Below are 16,859 nucleotides of genomic sequence, written 5' to 3'. Positions count from 1 at the left end.
TTTTCGTGTCCTTTTTGCCCGAGGCAGGCCGCGGCAATTTCGAAGCATGGAATCCCTCCGCCTCGGAAAAACCGCCTACCAGGTACCCAGCACCTGGAACGAACTCACCCGCCGCCAGCTGCTGGAGGTCGTGCGGGTGCTCTACGGCCCCGAAAACGCCCTGCCCCGAAAGCTGCGCCTGCTCAGCGTGCTCACCGGCGCCCCGCTCTCCCTGCTCATCTCCTTCCCGGGCGTGCAGGTGGTGCAGCTCTACGCCCTCACCGACTTCGTGTTCGACAACGACCACCGGCTCACCGAGCAGCTGCTACCCGTCGTGCGCACGGGGCTGCTTACCTGGGCCGGGCCACGCAGCAGCTTCCGCAACCTGCTCTTCGGCGAGTTCATTTTTGCCGACACCTACTTCCGGGCCTGGGCCACCGGCCGCTCGGCCGAGGCGCTGGACTTGTTCCTGGCCTGCCTCTACCGCGTGCCCGTCCGCGGCCTGAGCCCCCGCGACCCACGCTGGCGCGGCGACCGGCGGGTGCCCTTCAACGAGCACCGTCTGGAGTACTACGCCCGCCAGCTTAAGCCCCTGCCCGACGACGTGAAGCTGGCCATCACCACCTGGTACCGCGGCTGCCGCGGGCAGCTGGAGCGCGAGTTTCCCGAGGTGTTCGACGTGCACGAGGAGGATGCCCACCAACACAAGCAGCATGCCGGCGACTGGGGCCGGGTGCTGCGCAAACTCTCCGGCGGCGCCTTCGGCACGCTGGAGCAAACCGCCCTTCAGCACACGCGCACCATCCTGGCCGAAATGCAGGATGCGGCCCGCGACTACGAACGCGCCAAAAAACAAGCCCCTCGCTAATGCTCCGCCACTCCGAATACATCGCGCTGCTGCGCAACCTGGCCACGCGCCACGTCAGCATCGGTCACACCCCCGCGGCCTCCCGCTTCGCCCGCATCGTCGTCTCCATCGACCCGCTGCAGCGCGTGGTCGACCTACACGAGTTTACCAACAACGTGCTCGGCGCCCGGCTGAAGCCGGCGCTGGGCCAGCAGGTGCTCGTCGTCGAGTCCTGCCAGACCGACTACCTCGACAACGGCGGCGACAACCGCACGCGCCTGCGCCACGCCGCTTTCATGGTGCTCCAGCAGGTCAAGGCCAACGACCACGACGCCGTGGAAGCCGCCCTGGACGCCACCGAGGAAACCGCCGAGGATCTGATCGGCGGCATCGAGTTCCTCTTGGCCGACCAGGTGAAGGTGCGCATCCAGCCCAATTCCCTGGGCAGCGACAGCATCGGCCCGCTGGGCGACGGCACCTGGTACGGCACCCGCATGGACTTCGATTTCACCACGCCGGCCACGGCCGCGCTGGCTTACAAACCCTACAAGTTTTTGCTCTAATGGCTGGAGAACGTTACGCCCGGCTGCTGCTCAACAGCATCACGCCCCGCCCCGGCGAGTGGGTCGACCTGTGGCTGGCCGGCGCCTACCGCCGGTTCACGGCCAGCAGCGCGCCGGCCGGCCCGGAGGAGTACCTGGTGCAGGACACCTACCTCACCGACCCGTTTGCCCGCGACACCAACGCCCGCAGCTTGCTGCGCGCCATCGAGGCCAGGCTGCTGGCCCTCGGCGCGTCGCTGAGCTACTCGCTGGCCTACAGCTACGAGTTTGCCTTCGACCTGGCGACCATCACCCTCACCGCCACGGCCTACGACCCGGCGTTCGACTTCGCGCCCACGCTGCTCAGCAACGACACCGGCTCGGGCGTGAACGAAGGCGAGCGGCTGAGCACCATCCGCCCCGTCGTCGTCGAGCCCCAGGTGACGGTGGCCACCTGCTTCGGCTCGGCCACCGGCCTGATCGAGCTGGTGGTCAGCAACGGCACCACCGGCCAGTACACCTACGCCTGGAGCGGCAGCGCGGTGACCACCCGCACCCGGGCCGCCCTGGCCGCCGGCGTGTACCCGGTCACCGTCACCGACGCCAGCGGCGCCTCGACCACGCTGGCCGTGGAGGTGGGCCAGAACCCGCGCATCGACGTGCTGGTGACCAGCAGCGACAACGGCGCCACGCTCACCGTAACCGGCGGCGTGGCGCCCTACACCTACCTCTGGAGCGACGGCGCCACCACGGCCGGGCGCAGCGGCCTGGCCCCGGGCGAGTACGCGTGCACCGTCACCGACGCGGTGGGCTGCAGCCAGCTGGTGAGCGGCGTGCGCATCAACGGCTACCGCTACTATTTCTCGCGCAACCCCATTCCCCTGGTGCTCGACGCCGGCGACGCCTACCGGGCCGACCCGGCCACAAAGCCCGGGCTCACCTTCGTGTGCGAAGTGTGGCTGGAGTTGGTGTACGGCAGCGGTGAGTTCGTGCTGATCGGCGCGCCCCTGGAGCAGCCGGCCGACCGCGACGGCCGCACCGTGTTCCTGGTGCAGGAGCTGCTCGACGCCTACCTGGAGCAGCACGTGCCCGCCGTGGGCCAGGCCTCGATTAGCCGGGCCGAGGGGCTGTTCCGCCGGTTTTACCTAAAGCACGCCGAAGTATTCGGCACCCCGCCGGTGCGCGGGGCCGTCACCACCCTCGACCCGCACGTGGTGACCCTGGGCGGGCTGAGCACCTACGAGGCCGTCTCGCGCCGGTTTTTCGACAGCTACCAGCCGGCTGTCAAGCCGTTTTTCACCTGGCAGCTCAACGACCAGCTGGTGGCCCGCGACCAGCCCGAGTTTCTCTACTTCCAGGTGCCGCTGCTGCCCACGCCGGCGTTTCGCCAGCGCCTGCAGGTGCGCTACAGCGACGGCACCACCACCACGACCACGGTGGCCACGCAGGCCGACGTAGCCCGGTATGAGGTATACTGCCTGCCGGCGGGCTTCGCCCAGCTGGGCCTGCGCGACACCGCTGTGCGCCACGTGCTGGGCTGGGAGGTGTGGGTCGAGGACGAGAACGGCGTGGCCCAGAGCGAACGGCGCCGCTACGTGCTCGACCACCGGCCGGTGGCCCAGCGCCGCTTCGTGCTCTACGCCAACTCGCTGGGCGGCATGAACACCGCGGCCCTGATCGGCGAAGCCCAGCTCGACGCCGAACTCACCGGCGAGGAAGCCGAGCGGGCGGCCGTGCCCTTCCCGGATCCGCTGCAGGGCGACACCTGGGTGCTCGACCGCGTGCTGCGGCCGATGCTCAAGCTCACCAGCGGCGCCCAGGACAACTCCCGGGCCTGGCTGGCGGCCCAGCAGGATCTGCTGCTCTCGCGGCGCACCTTCCTGCTGCACCAGGGCCGTTGGGTGCCGGGCGTGCTCAAGCCCAAAACCACGCCCCTGCGCAAGGAGGGCGAGTTCATTGCCACCCTGGAGTTCGATTTCCAGCTGCCGCGGGAGCGGCACTACACCCCCGCCCTGCCGGCGGTGCCGGCGGGCCTGCCGGTGCCGGCGGTGTCGCGGCCTGACCTGCTGCTGCCATGATCGGATTCCGCACCGCCGCCGGCTGGCTCGACCTGAGCCCGGGCACCATCGGGCTGGAAATCAGCAACCCCTTCTTCCGCTACGACGCCGTACCGGGCGTGACGTCGTACCCGTTCGGGCTGCCCATGACGCCGGGCAACCTGCGCCGGCTGAACTTCCCCCACGTGCGCGCCGAGCAGGGCGAGACGCCGGCGCCCGAGCCGGTGGAGTGCTACCTGGACCACCAGCTCTGGCGCATCGGCAGCCTGATCTACGAGGAGCACCAGCCCGAAAAGCGCGTGCTCCAGTACAAGTTCGTGGCCGCGGCCGACGACCTGGCCGCGCGCATCGAAGGGCTCAAACTTGCCGAGCTGGATCTGGGCCAGGTGCCGCTGGTGGTGACCCACGACCACCCCGACTACGCCCTGGGCATGCTCAAGAACCCGGGCTTCTACGGCGACAAGCAGGTGGGCTACCTGGGCCTGCTCAACGCGCACATCGGCGGCAACTACGTCGGCACGTTCCTCTCGCCGCAGTTGCGCCTGGTGCCGTTGCTGCGCCGGGTGCTGGCCCACGTCGGCTTCGATGTGGAAGGCGCCTGGCTCAGCGAGCCCGACGTCGAGCAGCTGGTGGTCTACTCCGACCGCGTGGCCGAGGACGCCGCCGGCAGCGTGGCCACCCACGTCGTGTTCAACCAGTACGTGCCCACCGGCCTGACCGTGGCGCAGCTGCTGGTGGCCCTGCAGAAGCTCTTTGCCCTGGGCTACGACTTCGACCCGGTGCGCCGGATCCTGCGCATCACCCGCCTGCGCGAGGTGGCCCTCGACGACGCGTACCTGGTGCGCGCCGCCGGCGCCGTGACCCGGGCCATCGGGCCCAAATACGAGGGCTACCTGCTGCGCATGGGCCTGGAAGACGGGGAGCAGAACAAGCAGTTCGACACGAGCTGGCGCGAGCTGCGCATCGACGGCGGCAAAACCGAACTGGCCACCGACGCCGGCACGCTGCTCACCGTGCTCGATGCCGGCCTGGAGCGGCTGCTGCCCCTGGTCGACGCCAAGGGCGCCAGCCCGGCCCACGAGCTGGGCAACGACTCGCGCTGCGGGCTGCGCCTCTTGTTCGACCGCGGCCTGCAGCCGGCCGCCGGCGGCGCGTACCCGCTCGTCACGTCGGGCCACGTGAACACCGCCGGCCAGGCCGTGGGCGAGTTGGCCCTGCAGTGGGCCGGCCCCCAGGGCCTATACGCGCAGTGCCACCAGCCCTGGCTGGATCTGCTGGCCCGCGCCGGCGTGGAGGAGCGCACCCAGCCCTTCCGCATCGGCGACCTGCTCACGCTCAGCCCGGCCCGCAAGGAGCTGGTGGGCCCGCGCAAATACCTCTGGGAGAAAATCTCCCTGAGCATCCACACCGCCCGGCGCCTGGAGTCGGCCCGGTTCACTTACCGCCCCGTTCGCCGATGAGCACCGAGCTAAACCTGGCCGAGCGCGAGCGGGAAATGGCCATGAAGTGGCTCGACTTCACGGTCGAGAACTTCGTCGAGAACATGCGCAAGCTGCGCATCCGCAACACCGGCGCGCTGATGGCCAGCTTTCAGAAGCAGGTTATCGGTACGGCCACCGGCCAGCTGCAGCTGCGCCTGAGCTATGCCCTGTATGGCAAGTTCGTCGACATGGGCGTGGGCCGGGGCATGGGCGCCGGCGTGCGCCGCGGCGACGACGGCTTCGACCGCATCCGCAACAGCCGCGGCCAGCTGCGCCGCCGGCAGCGCAAGGCCCGCAAGTGGTACGCGAAGGAAATCTACGCCCAGACCAAGCGCCTGAGCGAGTTGATGAGCGAGCTGCACGGCCAGATCCTGATCAGCACCGTGGCCGACGCCGTGCCGTCGCAGCCAGTCACCATTCAATTCTAAGAGCCCATGGCTACCGATAAAGAAAGACGGGAAATAGAAATCGTCTTTAATGGCCAGCAGGCCAACGCCAGCATTAAAGACATGGCCGCCGCCGCGGCCATCATGAACAACCAGCTGGCCAAGATGGCCGCGGATGATCCGCGCCGGGCCGAGTTGCAGCAGGACTTTGCCCGCCTCACCGCCCGCATCACCGAAACCCGGGCGGCCCTGCGCACGGTCATCCAGACCGAGGAGGAGCTGGCCGAGCAGCAGGCCAAGCTGGCCGAGCAGACCCGCCTGCAGGCCGAGGCCAACCAGGCCACCGTGGCCACCGGGCAGCAGGCCTCCGCATCGATGCGCGAAATGAAGGCCGCCGCCGGCGTGCTCGACGCGCAGCTGCAGGAGTTGTCGGCCGACGACCCGGGCCGCGCCGCCATGATCCGTGACTACCAGGTGCTGCAGCAGCGCATCGAAGCCGCCCGCGAGGAGGTGAAAACCTACGTCAAGTCGGCCGAGGAGCTGGAGGAAGAGCAGCGCCAGCTGGCGGCCGAAACCGCCCGGCTGAACCAGGAAAACCGCGAGGTGGTGCTCAACGGCCAGAAGGTCACGGCCTCGTTCAAGGAAATGAAAGCCGCCGGCGCGCTGCTCGAGCAGCAGCTGCACGAGTTGTCAGCTGACGACCCGGGCCGCGCCAAGCTGCTCAAGGACTACCAGGATCTGCAGAAGCGCATCGACGGCGTCAAAAAGGAAATGGGCGAGACGGCCGAGAAGGGCCTCACGATGAAAGACGCCCTGGCGTTTGCCGGCGTCACCGTGGGCCTTGAGGCCGCCGTGGACCTGGTGAAGGAAATCGGCACCGAGGTGGTGCAGACGGTCAAGGAGTTCGAGGCGCTGCGCGAAAAGGTCAACACCCTGACCGGCGCCACCGGCGACAACCTCGACCAGCTCACCGTGGGCGTGGCCGGCCTGGCCAAGACCTTCAACAAGGAGTACGACGAGGTGCTGGTGGCCAGCAACGCCCTGAGCAAGCAGATGGGCATCAGCCAGCAGGAGGCGCTGCGCCTGATCGAGCAGGGCTTCCTGAGCGGGGCCGACGCCTCAGGCGAGTTCCTCGACCAGGTGAAGGAGTACCCGGCGCAGTTCAAGGCCGCCGGCCTCTCGGCCGACGAGGCCATTGCCGTGATTTCGCAGTCGGTGACCACCGGCGTGTTTTCCGACAAGGGCGCCGACGTGATCAAAGAGTTCGGGCTCCGGATCCGGGAGCAGACCTCGGCCACCAAGGACGCCATGTATGCGGCTTTCGGGCCGGAGTTTACCCAGGAAATCCTCGACGGCGTCAACAACGGCAGCATCAGCACCACCGAGGCGCTGAAGCGCGTGGCCACCGAGCTGGATACGACCAAGCTCACCGCCGCGCAGGCCCAGACCGTGATTGCCGACGTGTTCGGCGGCCCGGGCGAGGATGCCGGCCTCGACTACCTCAAGTCGCTGAAGAACGTCGGCACCGGTATCGATGCGCTCGTCGACACCTCCAACGTGTACGTGCAGCGGCAGCAGGCCATGCTGGCCTCGCAGAAAGAGCTGGCCGCGGTGCAGAACGACCTGGCCAAGCAGTTCGAGGGCAGCAGCAGCGTCATCGACACGCTGGTTAACCGCGGCCTGACCACGTTCTACGCCCTGCTCATTTCGCTGGTGGCCACCCTGAAGGAGGTGTTTGCGCCCCTGCAGGAAATCTGGAACGCGTTTGTGGATCTGGGCCGGGCCCTGGGCCTCCTCTCCAAGGAGGGCATGACCGCGCGCGACGTGGGCGAAGCCATCGGGAACGTGTTCCGGGCCCTGCTCATCCCGACGAAGCTGCTCTGGACGGGCATTGCCGAGCTGGTCAAGGGCTTTGTGGCCTGGGCCAAAGAGTCGGACAACGCCCGCATCGCCCTGAACATCCTCACGTTCCCGATCCGGGCCCTCTTCGCGCTGCTCACCGACGGCCCGGCGTACTTCGCCGGTTTCTCGGCCGCGGCGGAGTCCAGCATCGGCACCATTGCCCGCGCCTGGCGCCGGCTGCTGGATCGGGACTTCGCCGGCGCCAAGGCCGAGTTCGGCCAGATCGGCAAGAATGCCGGTGACGAGTTCAACCGCGCCTTTGCAGCCGCCCTGGCCAAGAAGCCGGTGCCCGGGGCCGACACCGGTGCCGAGCCAACTGAGGAGGAAAAGGTGCTGAAGGCGCCCGGTGGTGACGGCCTGACCGAGAAAGAGAAGGAAAAAGCGGCCAAGGATGCGGAAAAGGCCGAAAAGGAAGCCCAGGCCCGCCGCGATAAAGCCGATAAAGCCCGGCTGGATCGGGTGAAGGAATGGTACGCCGAGGACGGGGCGCTGCTGAAAAGTCACAACGCGCTGAAGAATCAGCTGGAGGATCGGAAGCTCACCGATGACGAGGCCCGGCGCGCGCTGGAGCGGCAGAAAATCTTCGACGACGCCGATAAGAAGTACCAGGCCCTGACCGGCAAGGAAGCCGACTATGCCGACCAGGTGCTGGCCATCGTCGCCGAGCGCGACCTGCAGCTGCGAGAGTTGACGGCCAAGTATGACCAGGAGGAGGAGCAACGCCGTCAGGAGAAAATCGATGAGGAAATTGCCCGGAACGAAGCCGCCACCGAGGAGGCGCTGGCTCAACTGGAGCTCGATCTGGCCCAGGGCGTCATCGACGAGTGGGCCTACGAGGATGCCATTTATGCCGTGAAAAAGGCCGCTGCCGAGCGGGAGCTGGCGCTGATCAAGCAGAAGGGCGCCGCCGGCGTGGTAGAATTCCAGAAGGCCAACGCCGAGAAGCTCCGGGACGAAGCGGCCCACCTGGCCAAGCGCAAGGGCCTCGACGAGGAGCTACACAAGTTCCAGCAGGGCCTGCAGGCGGTGAAGAAAATCATGGGCACCGAAGAAATTGCCTTCCTGGGCGAGGCCTTCGGCAAGAAGTCGGCACTGTATAAAGCCTTCGTCCTGGCGCAGAAGGCCATTGCCCTGACCGAAATTGCCATGAGCCTGCAGGTCGAACTACAGGAAAACGCCAAGCAGTCGGCCAAGTACCCGGCCCCCTTCAACATCGTGTACCTGGCCGCCACCAGCGGCATGTCGTTGGTGCGCGCCGGCATTGCCACCCAGAAGGTGGCCAGCTTCAGCTCGGGCGGCCGCACCAGCGGCGGGGGCGGCATGCTCGACCTGGCCAAGCTGGCGGTGGCGCCTAGCGGGGAGCTGCTCGACGAGAACGGGTTTGCCGTAGCCGGCCTGGTGCACAAGAACGAGTACGTGATTCCCGAGTGGATGCGCGCCGATCCGAAGGTGGCTCAGGTAGAGCAGTGGCTGGAGGCCCGGCGCCTGCGGGGCTACGCCGCCGGCGGCGCCACCAGTGACGGGGGCAGCCAGGCCGCGCTGCCGGCCGACGCGGTCGGTGCACCTGGTGCCGTCGACTTGCTGCGCGAGCTGATAGCCGTGCAGCAGCTGCAGAACGAGCGCATGAACACCTGGACCACTAAGCTGACGGTCATCCAGAATATGTACGACCTGGTGCCCGACATCGAGACCTATAAGAAGGTCAACTCGGGCAGCGGCCTGCAGGGGTAAAAGGGTGTTCAGATTACTCGCCCAAAAAAGGCGCTGAAAAAGGGCCTTTACGGGGGTAAAATCGAAGGGTGGAAAACCGTTCAGATTAGATTTCTAATTTGAACAGGTTTTCCACCCTTTATCGTTGTGCAGGCAATGCCTCAAATTCACCCTCCGATCACCGAGCAGTACTCGGTAGAACTTCAGGCCTTCCGCGACGCCGGCTGGGATGCTTGGTTCGGCTTCGACCCTGACCGGGTAGAGGCCCGCCTCTACGGCAGCCACGTAGCCAGCGGATTGAAGTTCTTCGAGGAGGTGCCACGCGAGTATCTGAGCATGCCTCAGCTCATGCCGACCTTCATCGAGCGTGCCTTGGCTAGACTTACTCAGGAGGTAGCCAAGAAGTATGGCCTGCCGGCCCTCGTGCACATCAACCCAGTGACCGGCGAACATTGGCCGGTGGAGTCGTGGGAGCGCCTGCAGCGGGTACTCGGCGGCCAGCCTACTCCGGGCCTCGAGCAGCGAATCAGCGACGCCGACTTCCGCCGGCGGCACAAGTTGTGCTTGGCCACCACCATGCACCACGACGCTAACCCCCACGGGCCGCGCATCGTGGAGGGCGACATGTTCGAGCTAGATTTTCTCGGCTCCCTTGACTACGTGTACGTGAAGGGCAACCGCACTGAGTATGGCGTGACCTTCGAGCTGGTGACCCACCGCGGCCACTCGATACGCCTGGAAGCCGTCACATATGGCGCGAAATACCTGGGCAACTATTGCCAAGACAAGGCCGCGCTGGTTTTCAAGGCCATTTTCCACCAGGCATGATGAATAATCACCTTAAAGCTAAAATAGCCATGCTCGTGAGTGTGGCGCTGGTAGCGACAATTTTGGGTGTAACGATATTAATGCCTGCTGGAATTCGCGCCTTATTTCAAGACACAGGTACCATCGGCGACACAGTTGGTGGAATAGCTGGGCCAATCTTGAATTTCGCGGGCATGTTTGTGGTATACCTCTCATTGAGAGAACAGCTGAAGGCCAACCAACTTCAAATGGAGGCTCTGCGGCACGAGCAAACGAAAACCGAACACGAAAAACTGCTTCTCATTACCGAACGCGCAATTGATGCGACCTCCCGAGAAATGGAGGTGAGGAAAGCCCTATTAAAAACTACAGTAGACTTTATCAGGGGTTTTGACTCCAAGCTGGCTCAGGAGGCCCAGAAACAAATAGGCACCTATGATATAGGCCAGTTAGATAGTAGAGCAAAGCAAGAAATCTATGACCAGAGTAAGGAAATATTGCTTTTTGAGCTTGAAAATCATGAGTTTGAGTTGTCCAATTTAGCCGGTTTACTTGCCGTTTTCCATTCAACGATTTCCCGACCTGATTTTCCTTCCGAGTATTTCTCCTACTGTATTGATCTATTCAACCAAAAATGCGTCCAGCTGCTGGATTTCAAAATTTCAGGACGCTTGCGAGCGAAAGAGCTTAAGGCAAAAGACATAGCCAACACTAATTATATTATGTGGGCAATTGCTGATCTCAGGATAAGCAGAAATCGATTTTATAGAGAAACAGTACTGAAAGTGAGGAGGGAAGACCATCAAATCTGGAGAATATGAAAGTTGCCCTCTACGCCCGCGTGTCGACGCTGGACAAGGATCAGAATCCCGAAAACCAGCTGCGAGTACTTCGCCAGGCCGCTGAGCAGGCCAGCGACGAAGTCGTGGCCGAGTACGTCGACTTCGACTCGGGCCGAAAATCCGACCGGGCGCAATTCCAGCAGATGCTCAAGGATGCCGGCAAGCGCAGGTTTCAGCTGGTGCGGGTGTGGGACTTGTCGCGCTTCACGCGTGAGGGCATCCAGAAGGTGTTCGAGCACCTGAGCACCCTCGACCAGTGCGGCGTCGGCTTCTGGAGCTACTCCGAGCCCATGCTCAACACCGTGGGCCCGATGCGCGACTTGTTCCGGGCGCTGTTCGGCTGGGCCGGCGCCTACCACAGTGAGCGTACCAGTGAGAACGTGAAAATCGGCCTGGCCAATAAGAAGGCGAAGGCCGCGGCCAAGGGCGAAACCTACGTGCACGGCCGCCGGGCCCTGGAGCAGGCCCGCATCGAGGAGCTACATGCTCTGCAGGTCGACGGCCTGAGCGTGCGCAAGATTGCCTTGGCTATGGGCCTGGGCGTGGGCACCGTGCAGAACTACAAGCTCAGCGAGGAGGAACTGCAGCAGCGCCGCGCCCTGCAGGCAGCCTAGTTTCGTGTCCTTTTTGCCGGGCTGCTCCGCGGAGAGTTTTGGGCTCTGTTTCATTTTCACCAACCCAACCTCTCTGTTATGAGAAGCCTAATCCTGGCGCTCCTGTTCGGTGCGCTAACCCTGCTGGGCCTCGGTAGTACCGCGGCCTCGCCCATCGCGCCGGCGCACCCGTCGCGTGAGCTGGTGCAGCTGCACCAGTGCCACGTGCACGTCGACGTGCAGCTGCAGTCGGCCGACGTGCACGTGGCCACCACGGCCGTCGTCGAGTCGCCGGCGCCGGTGCCCTATCCGGAGCACGTGCAGGTGCGCCCGGCGCTGGCCCGCTCGATGATTGCCGGCGATGTGCGCAGCCTGCAGTACTCGGATGCCACAGCTCTACCAGGCCGCTACGGAGGCCCGCGCTGGCACCTAGATAGTCGCTGGCGGATCGGCTAGACTGCCACTTACTTTGCCACTAAAACATGGTAAAACCCGCAAAACAGCTTGTTTTGCGGGTTTTATTCATTCCAGTGCAGAACGGCGTTGGTCAAGGAGAAAGCAGCGTAGCGGTGAAGCGCAAAGATGCCGCCGGTTGGTCACTTATCGGCTTTGCCTTTTTCGCGGCGGGCGCGTATAACCAGCCTACCGCTTACCACGCCTTACGCACATCCAAAACCCTCACTTGTCATGTCCCAATCTACCCGCGCCCGTTGGGCAGCCCTGCTACTGCTCCCGCTGGCCGCCTGCGGCTACGACTCCAGCCCCGGCCTCGACCACATCAACGACGACTCGTTTTCCGAGGCGCCCCGCGCCAACCGCGTCGACACCGACCGCGACAGTATGTCGGGCGGCGGCGAGGCGTACCAACCGGTGGGCACCACCTCGGGCAACCGCTCGATGGCCGAAGCCAGCAGCGCCCGCCCGGGCGGCGACCCCAACACCAGCAAGTACACCGACAGCGGCACCACCGACGGCACTTCCACCACCAGCGGCCGCAGCCTCACCAACCGCGGCACCACCGACACCGAGAACATCACCTCGGGCCAGTCGACCGGCGGCAACTCAACCAGCGGCAGCATGAGCGGCGGATCGACCACCAGCGGCGGTGGCGTGAGTGGCGGCCAGAACCGCAGCGGCGCCGCCCAGCGCACCCCCATGCCCTCGCAGAGCAACACCGAACGCCAGCGCAGCAACAGCAATAACAACTAGGGCCGCACAGCTTTTCCAAATCAAACGGCCCCGCAACGCTGGTTGCGGGGCCGTTTGGCATTAATGGCTGACCTGAATTATTGCTTGGCAGCCCAGGCGTCCATCTTGCGTTCCAGCACGGCCAGGGGCATCACGCCGTCCTTCAGCAGCTCGTCGTGGAAATTGCTCAGGTTGAACTTGGTGCCCAGCTGTTGCTCGTACTTGCGGCGTAGCGCCTGAATCTGGAGCGCGCCGGTTTTGTACGACAGCGCCTGGCCGGGAATGGCCATGTACCGCTCGATTTCGGCCGTGGCGCCCTGCTCGCTGATGGCCTCGTTGTCCATCATATACTTGATGGCCTGCTCGCGGGTCATGTTCTTGGAGTGCATACCCACGTCGACCACGAGGCGGATGGCGCGGTGAATTTCGTCGCCCAGCGCGCCCATGTACTGGTAGGGGTCGGTGTAGAGACCCAGCTCCTTGCCCAGGCTTTCGGTGTAGAGGGCCCAGCCTTCGCCCATGGCGCCATACCAGGCAAAGCGGCGGAACTTGGGCAGGTCCTCGTTCTCCTGTTGCAGCGAAATCTGGTAGTGGTGGCCCGGAATGGCTTCGTGCAGAAACAGCGACTCCATGCCCGAGGTGATGTTGAAGGTTTTCGCGTCGAGAATGGGCACGTAGAAAATGCCGGGGCGCGAGCCGTCGGGGTTGCCGGGGTTGTACTCGGCCGAGGCCGAGGCGGCGCGGAAGGCTTCGGTCTGGCGAATCTCGAACGGCGTCTTGGGCGTGCGCCCGAACATCTTTTTCAGGTTCGGGTCAATCTTGGTCTGAATGGCTTTGAACGCGCCCAGTACCTGCTGGGGCGTCTGGTAGGGCGTGAACTTCTTGTTGGTTTTCAGGTGGGTGAAGAAGGCGTTCAAATCGCCCTTGAAGCCCACCGAGGTTTTCACCCGCTCCATCTCGCTGCGGATGCGCTTGACCTCAGCCAGCCCGGTCTGGTAGATTTCGTCGGGCGTCTTGTCGGTGGTGGTCCAGCTCTTGACGTAGAAGCGGTAGATGGCGTCTCCGTTGGGCACGGCCGCAATGCCGGTGCTGGTGCGGGCCTTGGGCAGGTACTCGGTTTGCAGGAACTGGCCCAGGCGGCGGTAGGTGGGCACCAGCTCGTTCATGATGGCCGTGCGGTAGGCCTCGGTGATGCGCTGCTTGTCGGCCGCCGGCATATTGGCGGGCAGCTTGGTGATGGGGCCGTAGAACAAGCTCTTGGTGGGGTCGCTCACCACCAGGTCGTTCATCTGCGGAATCATTTTCTGCACCAGCGGGCGGGGCAACACCACGCCGGCGCGCATGCCGCGGCGCAGGTTGCTGATGGCCGTATCGGCCCACACCGAGAAGCCCCGCACCCGGCCCAGCCAGTTGTCGTAGTCCTCGGCGGTTTTGAAGGGCTGCACGCCCTCGCCCGAGCCGTACTGGCCCATGGTCAGGGGTAGGCCCCAGAACTGCTGGAAGGGAATCATCCAGGTGTTCAGCTTCAGGCTCTCGAGGTTGGTTTCGAGGTCGTAGCGGAACATGTCGTAGCTGATCTTGTCGTTATCGGACAGCTTTTCGCGGTCGAACTTGCCCAGTTGATCCAGGTACTTCTGGTTGAACTGGCGCAGCTGCTCGCGGAAGGCCACGGTGCCGTCGTTGGGCAGCTGGTCGTTGTAGCGGTTGTCGCCCTGGGCGGTGGCATTGAGGGGAAACAGCTTGCTGTTTTCTTCCCAGTATGCCTCAAACAGCGCCGGCAAATCCTGCGCGGCGGTTTCGGTGGTAGCCGTGGTGGGCTGGGTGCCGCCCTGGTTTTCGGTGGTCGTCGACTGCGAGCAGGCGCCCAGCAGAGCCGCGGCCAGCAGGCCGGCGGCGAGGGTTGGTGTTTTCATGGAGGAAGTGAGCGGTGGGAACGGGCTAAAACTAGCAGGTTTTTGGCCCGAAAGGATGCCGCCGCGAGCGAAAGGCTGCGCCGCCCCTACCCCACCGCTGCGTTACGAGGCCCGGCGGTGCTGCCGCAGGTAAAGCTTGGCCTCGCGGTACTCCAGGGCTTTGCGGTCTTCCCACTTGTCTTCCACCACGGCGTAGTAGCGGGCGGCGGCGGCGGGGTCGTCCTGCTGATCGGCAATGCGGGCCAGGTTCAGGTGGGCGTAGAGGTAGAAGCCGGCGCTGGTTTCGCCGGTGGCCTCGGCAAACACGATGCTGCGCTGGTAGTACTCCTTGGCCCGGTTCAGGTCGTCGTACTTGCGGTGCATAAGGGAGCCCAGAAAGTAGGTGGCGTACTTGCCGCAGCTGCTTTCGTAGCCGGGGTAGCCGCGGCCCAGCTTGTCGAGAATGTCGCGGCTCACCCGCTCGCACTCGTCGAACTGGCCCAGGTTGTAGCTCACCAGGGCGTAGAAGCGCTGGAAGTAGCCGTTGTCGGGGTACTGGGCGGCCAGCTGCCGGGCCAGCGGCAGGGCCTCGGCGGGCTTGTCTTCCGAGTTCAGGTAGATCTTCATCAGGAACATGCGCGCCTCGGTGCCGGTGTAGAAGCCGTTGTCGGCCACGCTGCGCAGCTGGCGCAGGCCCAACTCCTTGTTGCCCTTGGGAAAAAACAGCAGCACCGGGCGCAGCAGCGGGTAATTGTCGCTGATCCAGGGCGCGTAGTAGTTCATCAGGGCCTGGCCGAACAGGAACTCGGGGCTGAGGCCGTTGGCTTCCTGGCTTTTTTCGAGGTAGGCCAGGGCGCGCTTGCTGCCCACGGTGGCCTTGCGCCAGTCTTTGCGCTCGGCGTGCAGGCGGGCATCGAAGCCGTAGGCGGCCGAGAGGAAAAAGCAGGCCTCGTAGTTGCGCGGGTCGCGGGCGTAGAGGGCCTCGCCGCGCACGATGGCCGAGTCCATGTAGGCGAAGAAGGGCTTGTCGAACTGCTTGGTTTGCACGTTGCTGGGCACGATTTTCCACCACTGGCTCAGGCCCAGCAGGAAGTACGGCATGGGGTGCTCGGGGTAGCGCCGCTTCAGGGAGCGGAATTGCTTTTCGGCCTTGTCGTACTTGAAGTTGTAGAGGTTGTGCATGGCCCCCTCCAGCTCCAGCTGAATGTCTTTGTCCATCAGCAGCCAGCCCTTGGTGTCGATGGCCTCGGGGGCCACTTCCACCGGGGCCAGCTGGATGTTGCGCACGGGTCGGGCCGTGTCGGGCACCTGGGCCAGCGCCGCCGGGGCAGCGCCCACCCAGCACGCGAGCAGCAGAAAAAAGCGCAGGAAACAGCTCATCAGCAGTACAACGGAATACACAAGACGCAGCGGCCGCGCCGCCGTTGCCGGGGCAAGGTACCCCGCTAACACCGGAACGCCGCCGCCGCGTTCAGTCCCCCCTCGTCCCAGCCCCGCGGCGGGTTGCCCACGGGCAGCGGGCAGCAACCTTTCGGGCCGGCCCGGGTTATGTCCGCTCCCTCTTTCATCCTCCCTCATTTCTCTTTCGCATGGAATCACTACAAGGAAAAACGGCCCTCGTCACGGGCGCCGGCAAAGGCATTGGCCGCGCCGTGGCGCTGGCCCTGGCCGCCGAAGGCGTGCACCTGGGTTTGCTGGCCCGCTCCGAAGAGCAGCTGCGCGAGGTGGCCGAGCTGGCCGCCAGCCACGGCGTGCGCACGGCCGTGGTGGTGGCCGACGTGGCCGACCTAACGGCCGTGACGGCCGCCGCCGAGCAGGTAAAAACGGCGCTCGGCCCGGTCGACATTCTCATCAACAACGCCGGCACGGCCGCCTTCGGCAAGTTTCTGGAGCTGGAGCCCGCCGCCTGGGAACACATCATCCGGGTAAACCTGCTGGGCACCTACTACGCCACCCGCGCCGTGCTGCCCGACATGATTGCCCGCCAGCAGGGCGACATCATCAACATCTCGTCGACGGCCGGCAAGTCGGGCGCAGCCCAAACCAGCGCCTACAGCGCCAGCAAGTTTGCCGTGCTGGGCCTCACCGAGTCGCTGATGCAGGAGGTGCGCAAGCACAACATCCGCGTGTCGGCCCTCACGCCCAGCACCGTGGCCACGCCCCTGGCCCAGGAGCTGAAGCTCACCGACGGCAACCCCGAGAAAGTGATGCAGCCCGAAGATTTGGCCGAGTTCATCGTGGCCCAGCTCAAGCTCAACCGCCGCGTGTTCGTGAAGGAAGCGGGGCTGTGGAGCACCAACCCGTAGGGGGCCTCACCCCCGGCCGCGTAGCCACAAACCCGCGCCCTGCGTATAAGGCCCTGGGCCCGCTGCCACGTCGGCAGCCGCGGCCCGGGGCTTTTTTCCGTTACCGCCATGACCCGACCCGATCCGTTCGCTATTCCCGCCACCAACCCGGCCGCCCACCAGGGCTTGCCCCCGGCCCGGCCCAACGACCCGCTTCGCTCGCCCCGCCGCCAGCGCACCCAGCAGCCCGGCACCCCCGACGAGCCCGCGCCCGAGCCCAGCACCCGCCCCCACGCCCTGCGGCGCTGGTGCTAAGGCCGCGGGTTTACCACTCCTGCATCCCACCCA

At 65.2% G+C, this 16,859-nt stretch carries 15 protein-coding genes; 13 read left to right on the top strand and 2 right to left on the bottom strand.

Annotation, left to right across the window (positions count from 1 at the left end):
• The first annotated feature begins 46 nt into the window (after nt 1–46).
• The 11 genes from ACE191_RS20140 to ACE191_RS20090 all read left to right on the top strand — a co-directional run bounded on the left by ACE191_RS20140 (nt 47) and on the right by ACE191_RS20090 (nt 12,355).
• Nucleotides 47–847, top strand: a complete 801-nt coding sequence (locus tag ACE191_RS20140; RefSeq protein ID WP_400194045.1) for a hypothetical protein — start codon at nt 47–49, stop codon at nt 845–847.
• Nucleotides 847–1,389, top strand: a complete 543-nt coding sequence (locus ACE191_RS20135) for a hypothetical protein (protein ID WP_400194044.1) — start codon at nt 847–849, stop codon at nt 1,387–1,389. Before ACE191_RS20140 ends, ACE191_RS20135 begins: the two co-directional genes overlap by 1 nt.
• The gene (locus ACE191_RS20130) at nt 1,389–3,446 is read left to right on the top strand and encodes a SprB repeat-containing protein (protein ID WP_400194043.1); all 2,058 of its coding nucleotides are present in this window, start codon (nt 1,389–1,391) and stop codon (nt 3,444–3,446) included. The genes ACE191_RS20135 and ACE191_RS20130 overlap by 1 nt, the downstream gene beginning before the upstream one ends.
• Nucleotides 3,443–4,885 (top strand): hypothetical protein, encoded by a 1,443-nt coding sequence (locus ACE191_RS20125; protein ID WP_400194042.1) that lies wholly within the window; start codon nt 3,443–3,445, stop codon nt 4,883–4,885. The genes ACE191_RS20130 and ACE191_RS20125 overlap by 4 nt, the downstream gene beginning before the upstream one ends.
• Complete coding sequence (locus tag ACE191_RS20120; RefSeq protein WP_400194041.1) at nt 4,882–5,334, top strand: hypothetical protein; 453 nt, start codon at nt 4,882–4,884, stop codon at nt 5,332–5,334. Before ACE191_RS20125 ends, ACE191_RS20120 begins: the two co-directional genes overlap by 4 nt.
• Nucleotides 5,335–5,340: 6 nt before the next feature.
• Nucleotides 5,341–8,925 (top strand): phage tail tape measure protein, encoded by a 3,585-nt coding sequence (locus tag ACE191_RS20115; protein ID WP_400194040.1) that lies wholly within the window; start codon nt 5,341–5,343, stop codon nt 8,923–8,925.
• Between the two features lie 135 nt (nt 8,926–9,060).
• A complete protein-coding gene (locus ACE191_RS20110) occupies nt 9,061–9,732 on the top strand; it encodes a hypothetical protein (protein WP_400194039.1) in 672 nt (223 codons plus the stop codon).
• The gene (locus ACE191_RS20105; protein ID WP_400194038.1) at nt 9,729–10,532 is read left to right on the top strand and encodes a hypothetical protein; all 804 of its coding nucleotides are present in this window, start codon (nt 9,729–9,731) and stop codon (nt 10,530–10,532) included. Before ACE191_RS20110 ends, ACE191_RS20105 begins: the two co-directional genes overlap by 4 nt.
• Complete coding sequence (locus ACE191_RS20100; RefSeq protein ID WP_400194037.1) at nt 10,529–11,167, top strand: recombinase family protein; 639 nt, start codon at nt 10,529–10,531, stop codon at nt 11,165–11,167. Before ACE191_RS20105 ends, ACE191_RS20100 begins: the two co-directional genes overlap by 4 nt.
• Before the next feature lie 78 nt (nt 11,168–11,245).
• Entirely contained in the window at nt 11,246–11,602 is a 357-nt protein-coding gene (locus ACE191_RS20095; RefSeq protein ID WP_400194036.1) for a hypothetical protein, read from the top strand.
• 231 nt (nt 11,603–11,833) lie between these two features.
• Nucleotides 11,834–12,355, top strand: coding sequence for a hypothetical protein (locus ACE191_RS20090; protein ID WP_400194035.1), 522 nt, complete (start codon nt 11,834–11,836; stop codon nt 12,353–12,355).
• Nucleotides 12,356–12,432: 77 nt separating this feature from the next.
• Here the strand turns inward: ACE191_RS20090 and ACE191_RS20085 are convergent, their stop codons facing one another.
• Nucleotides 12,433–14,247 carry a DUF885 domain-containing protein gene (locus ACE191_RS20085; RefSeq protein WP_400194034.1) on the bottom strand — a complete coding sequence of 605 codons (1,815 nt, stop codon included), beginning with the start codon at nt 14,245–14,247 and terminating at the stop codon, nt 12,433–12,435.
• A gap of 102 nt (nt 14,248–14,349) precedes the next feature.
• Nucleotides 14,350–15,606: a tol-pal system protein YbgF gene (locus ACE191_RS20080; protein ID WP_400194033.1), complete on the bottom strand. Its 1,257-nt coding sequence runs from the start codon at nt 15,604–15,606 to the stop codon at nt 14,350–14,352.
• A 209-nt stretch (nt 15,607–15,815) separates the two neighbouring features.
• Here ACE191_RS20080 and ACE191_RS20075 point away from each other — a divergent pair, with 209 nt between their 5' ends.
• A complete protein-coding gene (locus ACE191_RS20075) occupies nt 15,816–16,532 on the top strand; it encodes a 3-ketoacyl-ACP reductase (protein WP_400194032.1) in 717 nt (238 codons plus the stop codon).
• Nucleotides 16,533–16,640: 108 nt separating this feature from the next.
• The gene (locus ACE191_RS20070; RefSeq protein WP_400194031.1) at nt 16,641–16,826 is read left to right on the top strand and encodes a hypothetical protein; all 186 of its coding nucleotides are present in this window, start codon (nt 16,641–16,643) and stop codon (nt 16,824–16,826) included.
• The last annotated feature ends 33 nt before the right edge of the window (nt 16,827–16,859 follow it).

The organism is Hymenobacter sp. B81 (genome assembly GCF_044628455.1).
In the GTDB taxonomy this organism is placed as follows: Bacteria; Bacteroidota; Bacteroidia; order Cytophagales; family Hymenobacteraceae; genus Solirubrum.
The sequence above is the reverse complement of the archived record's forward strand: the minus strand, read 5'-3'. Positions and strand labels throughout refer to the sequence as shown.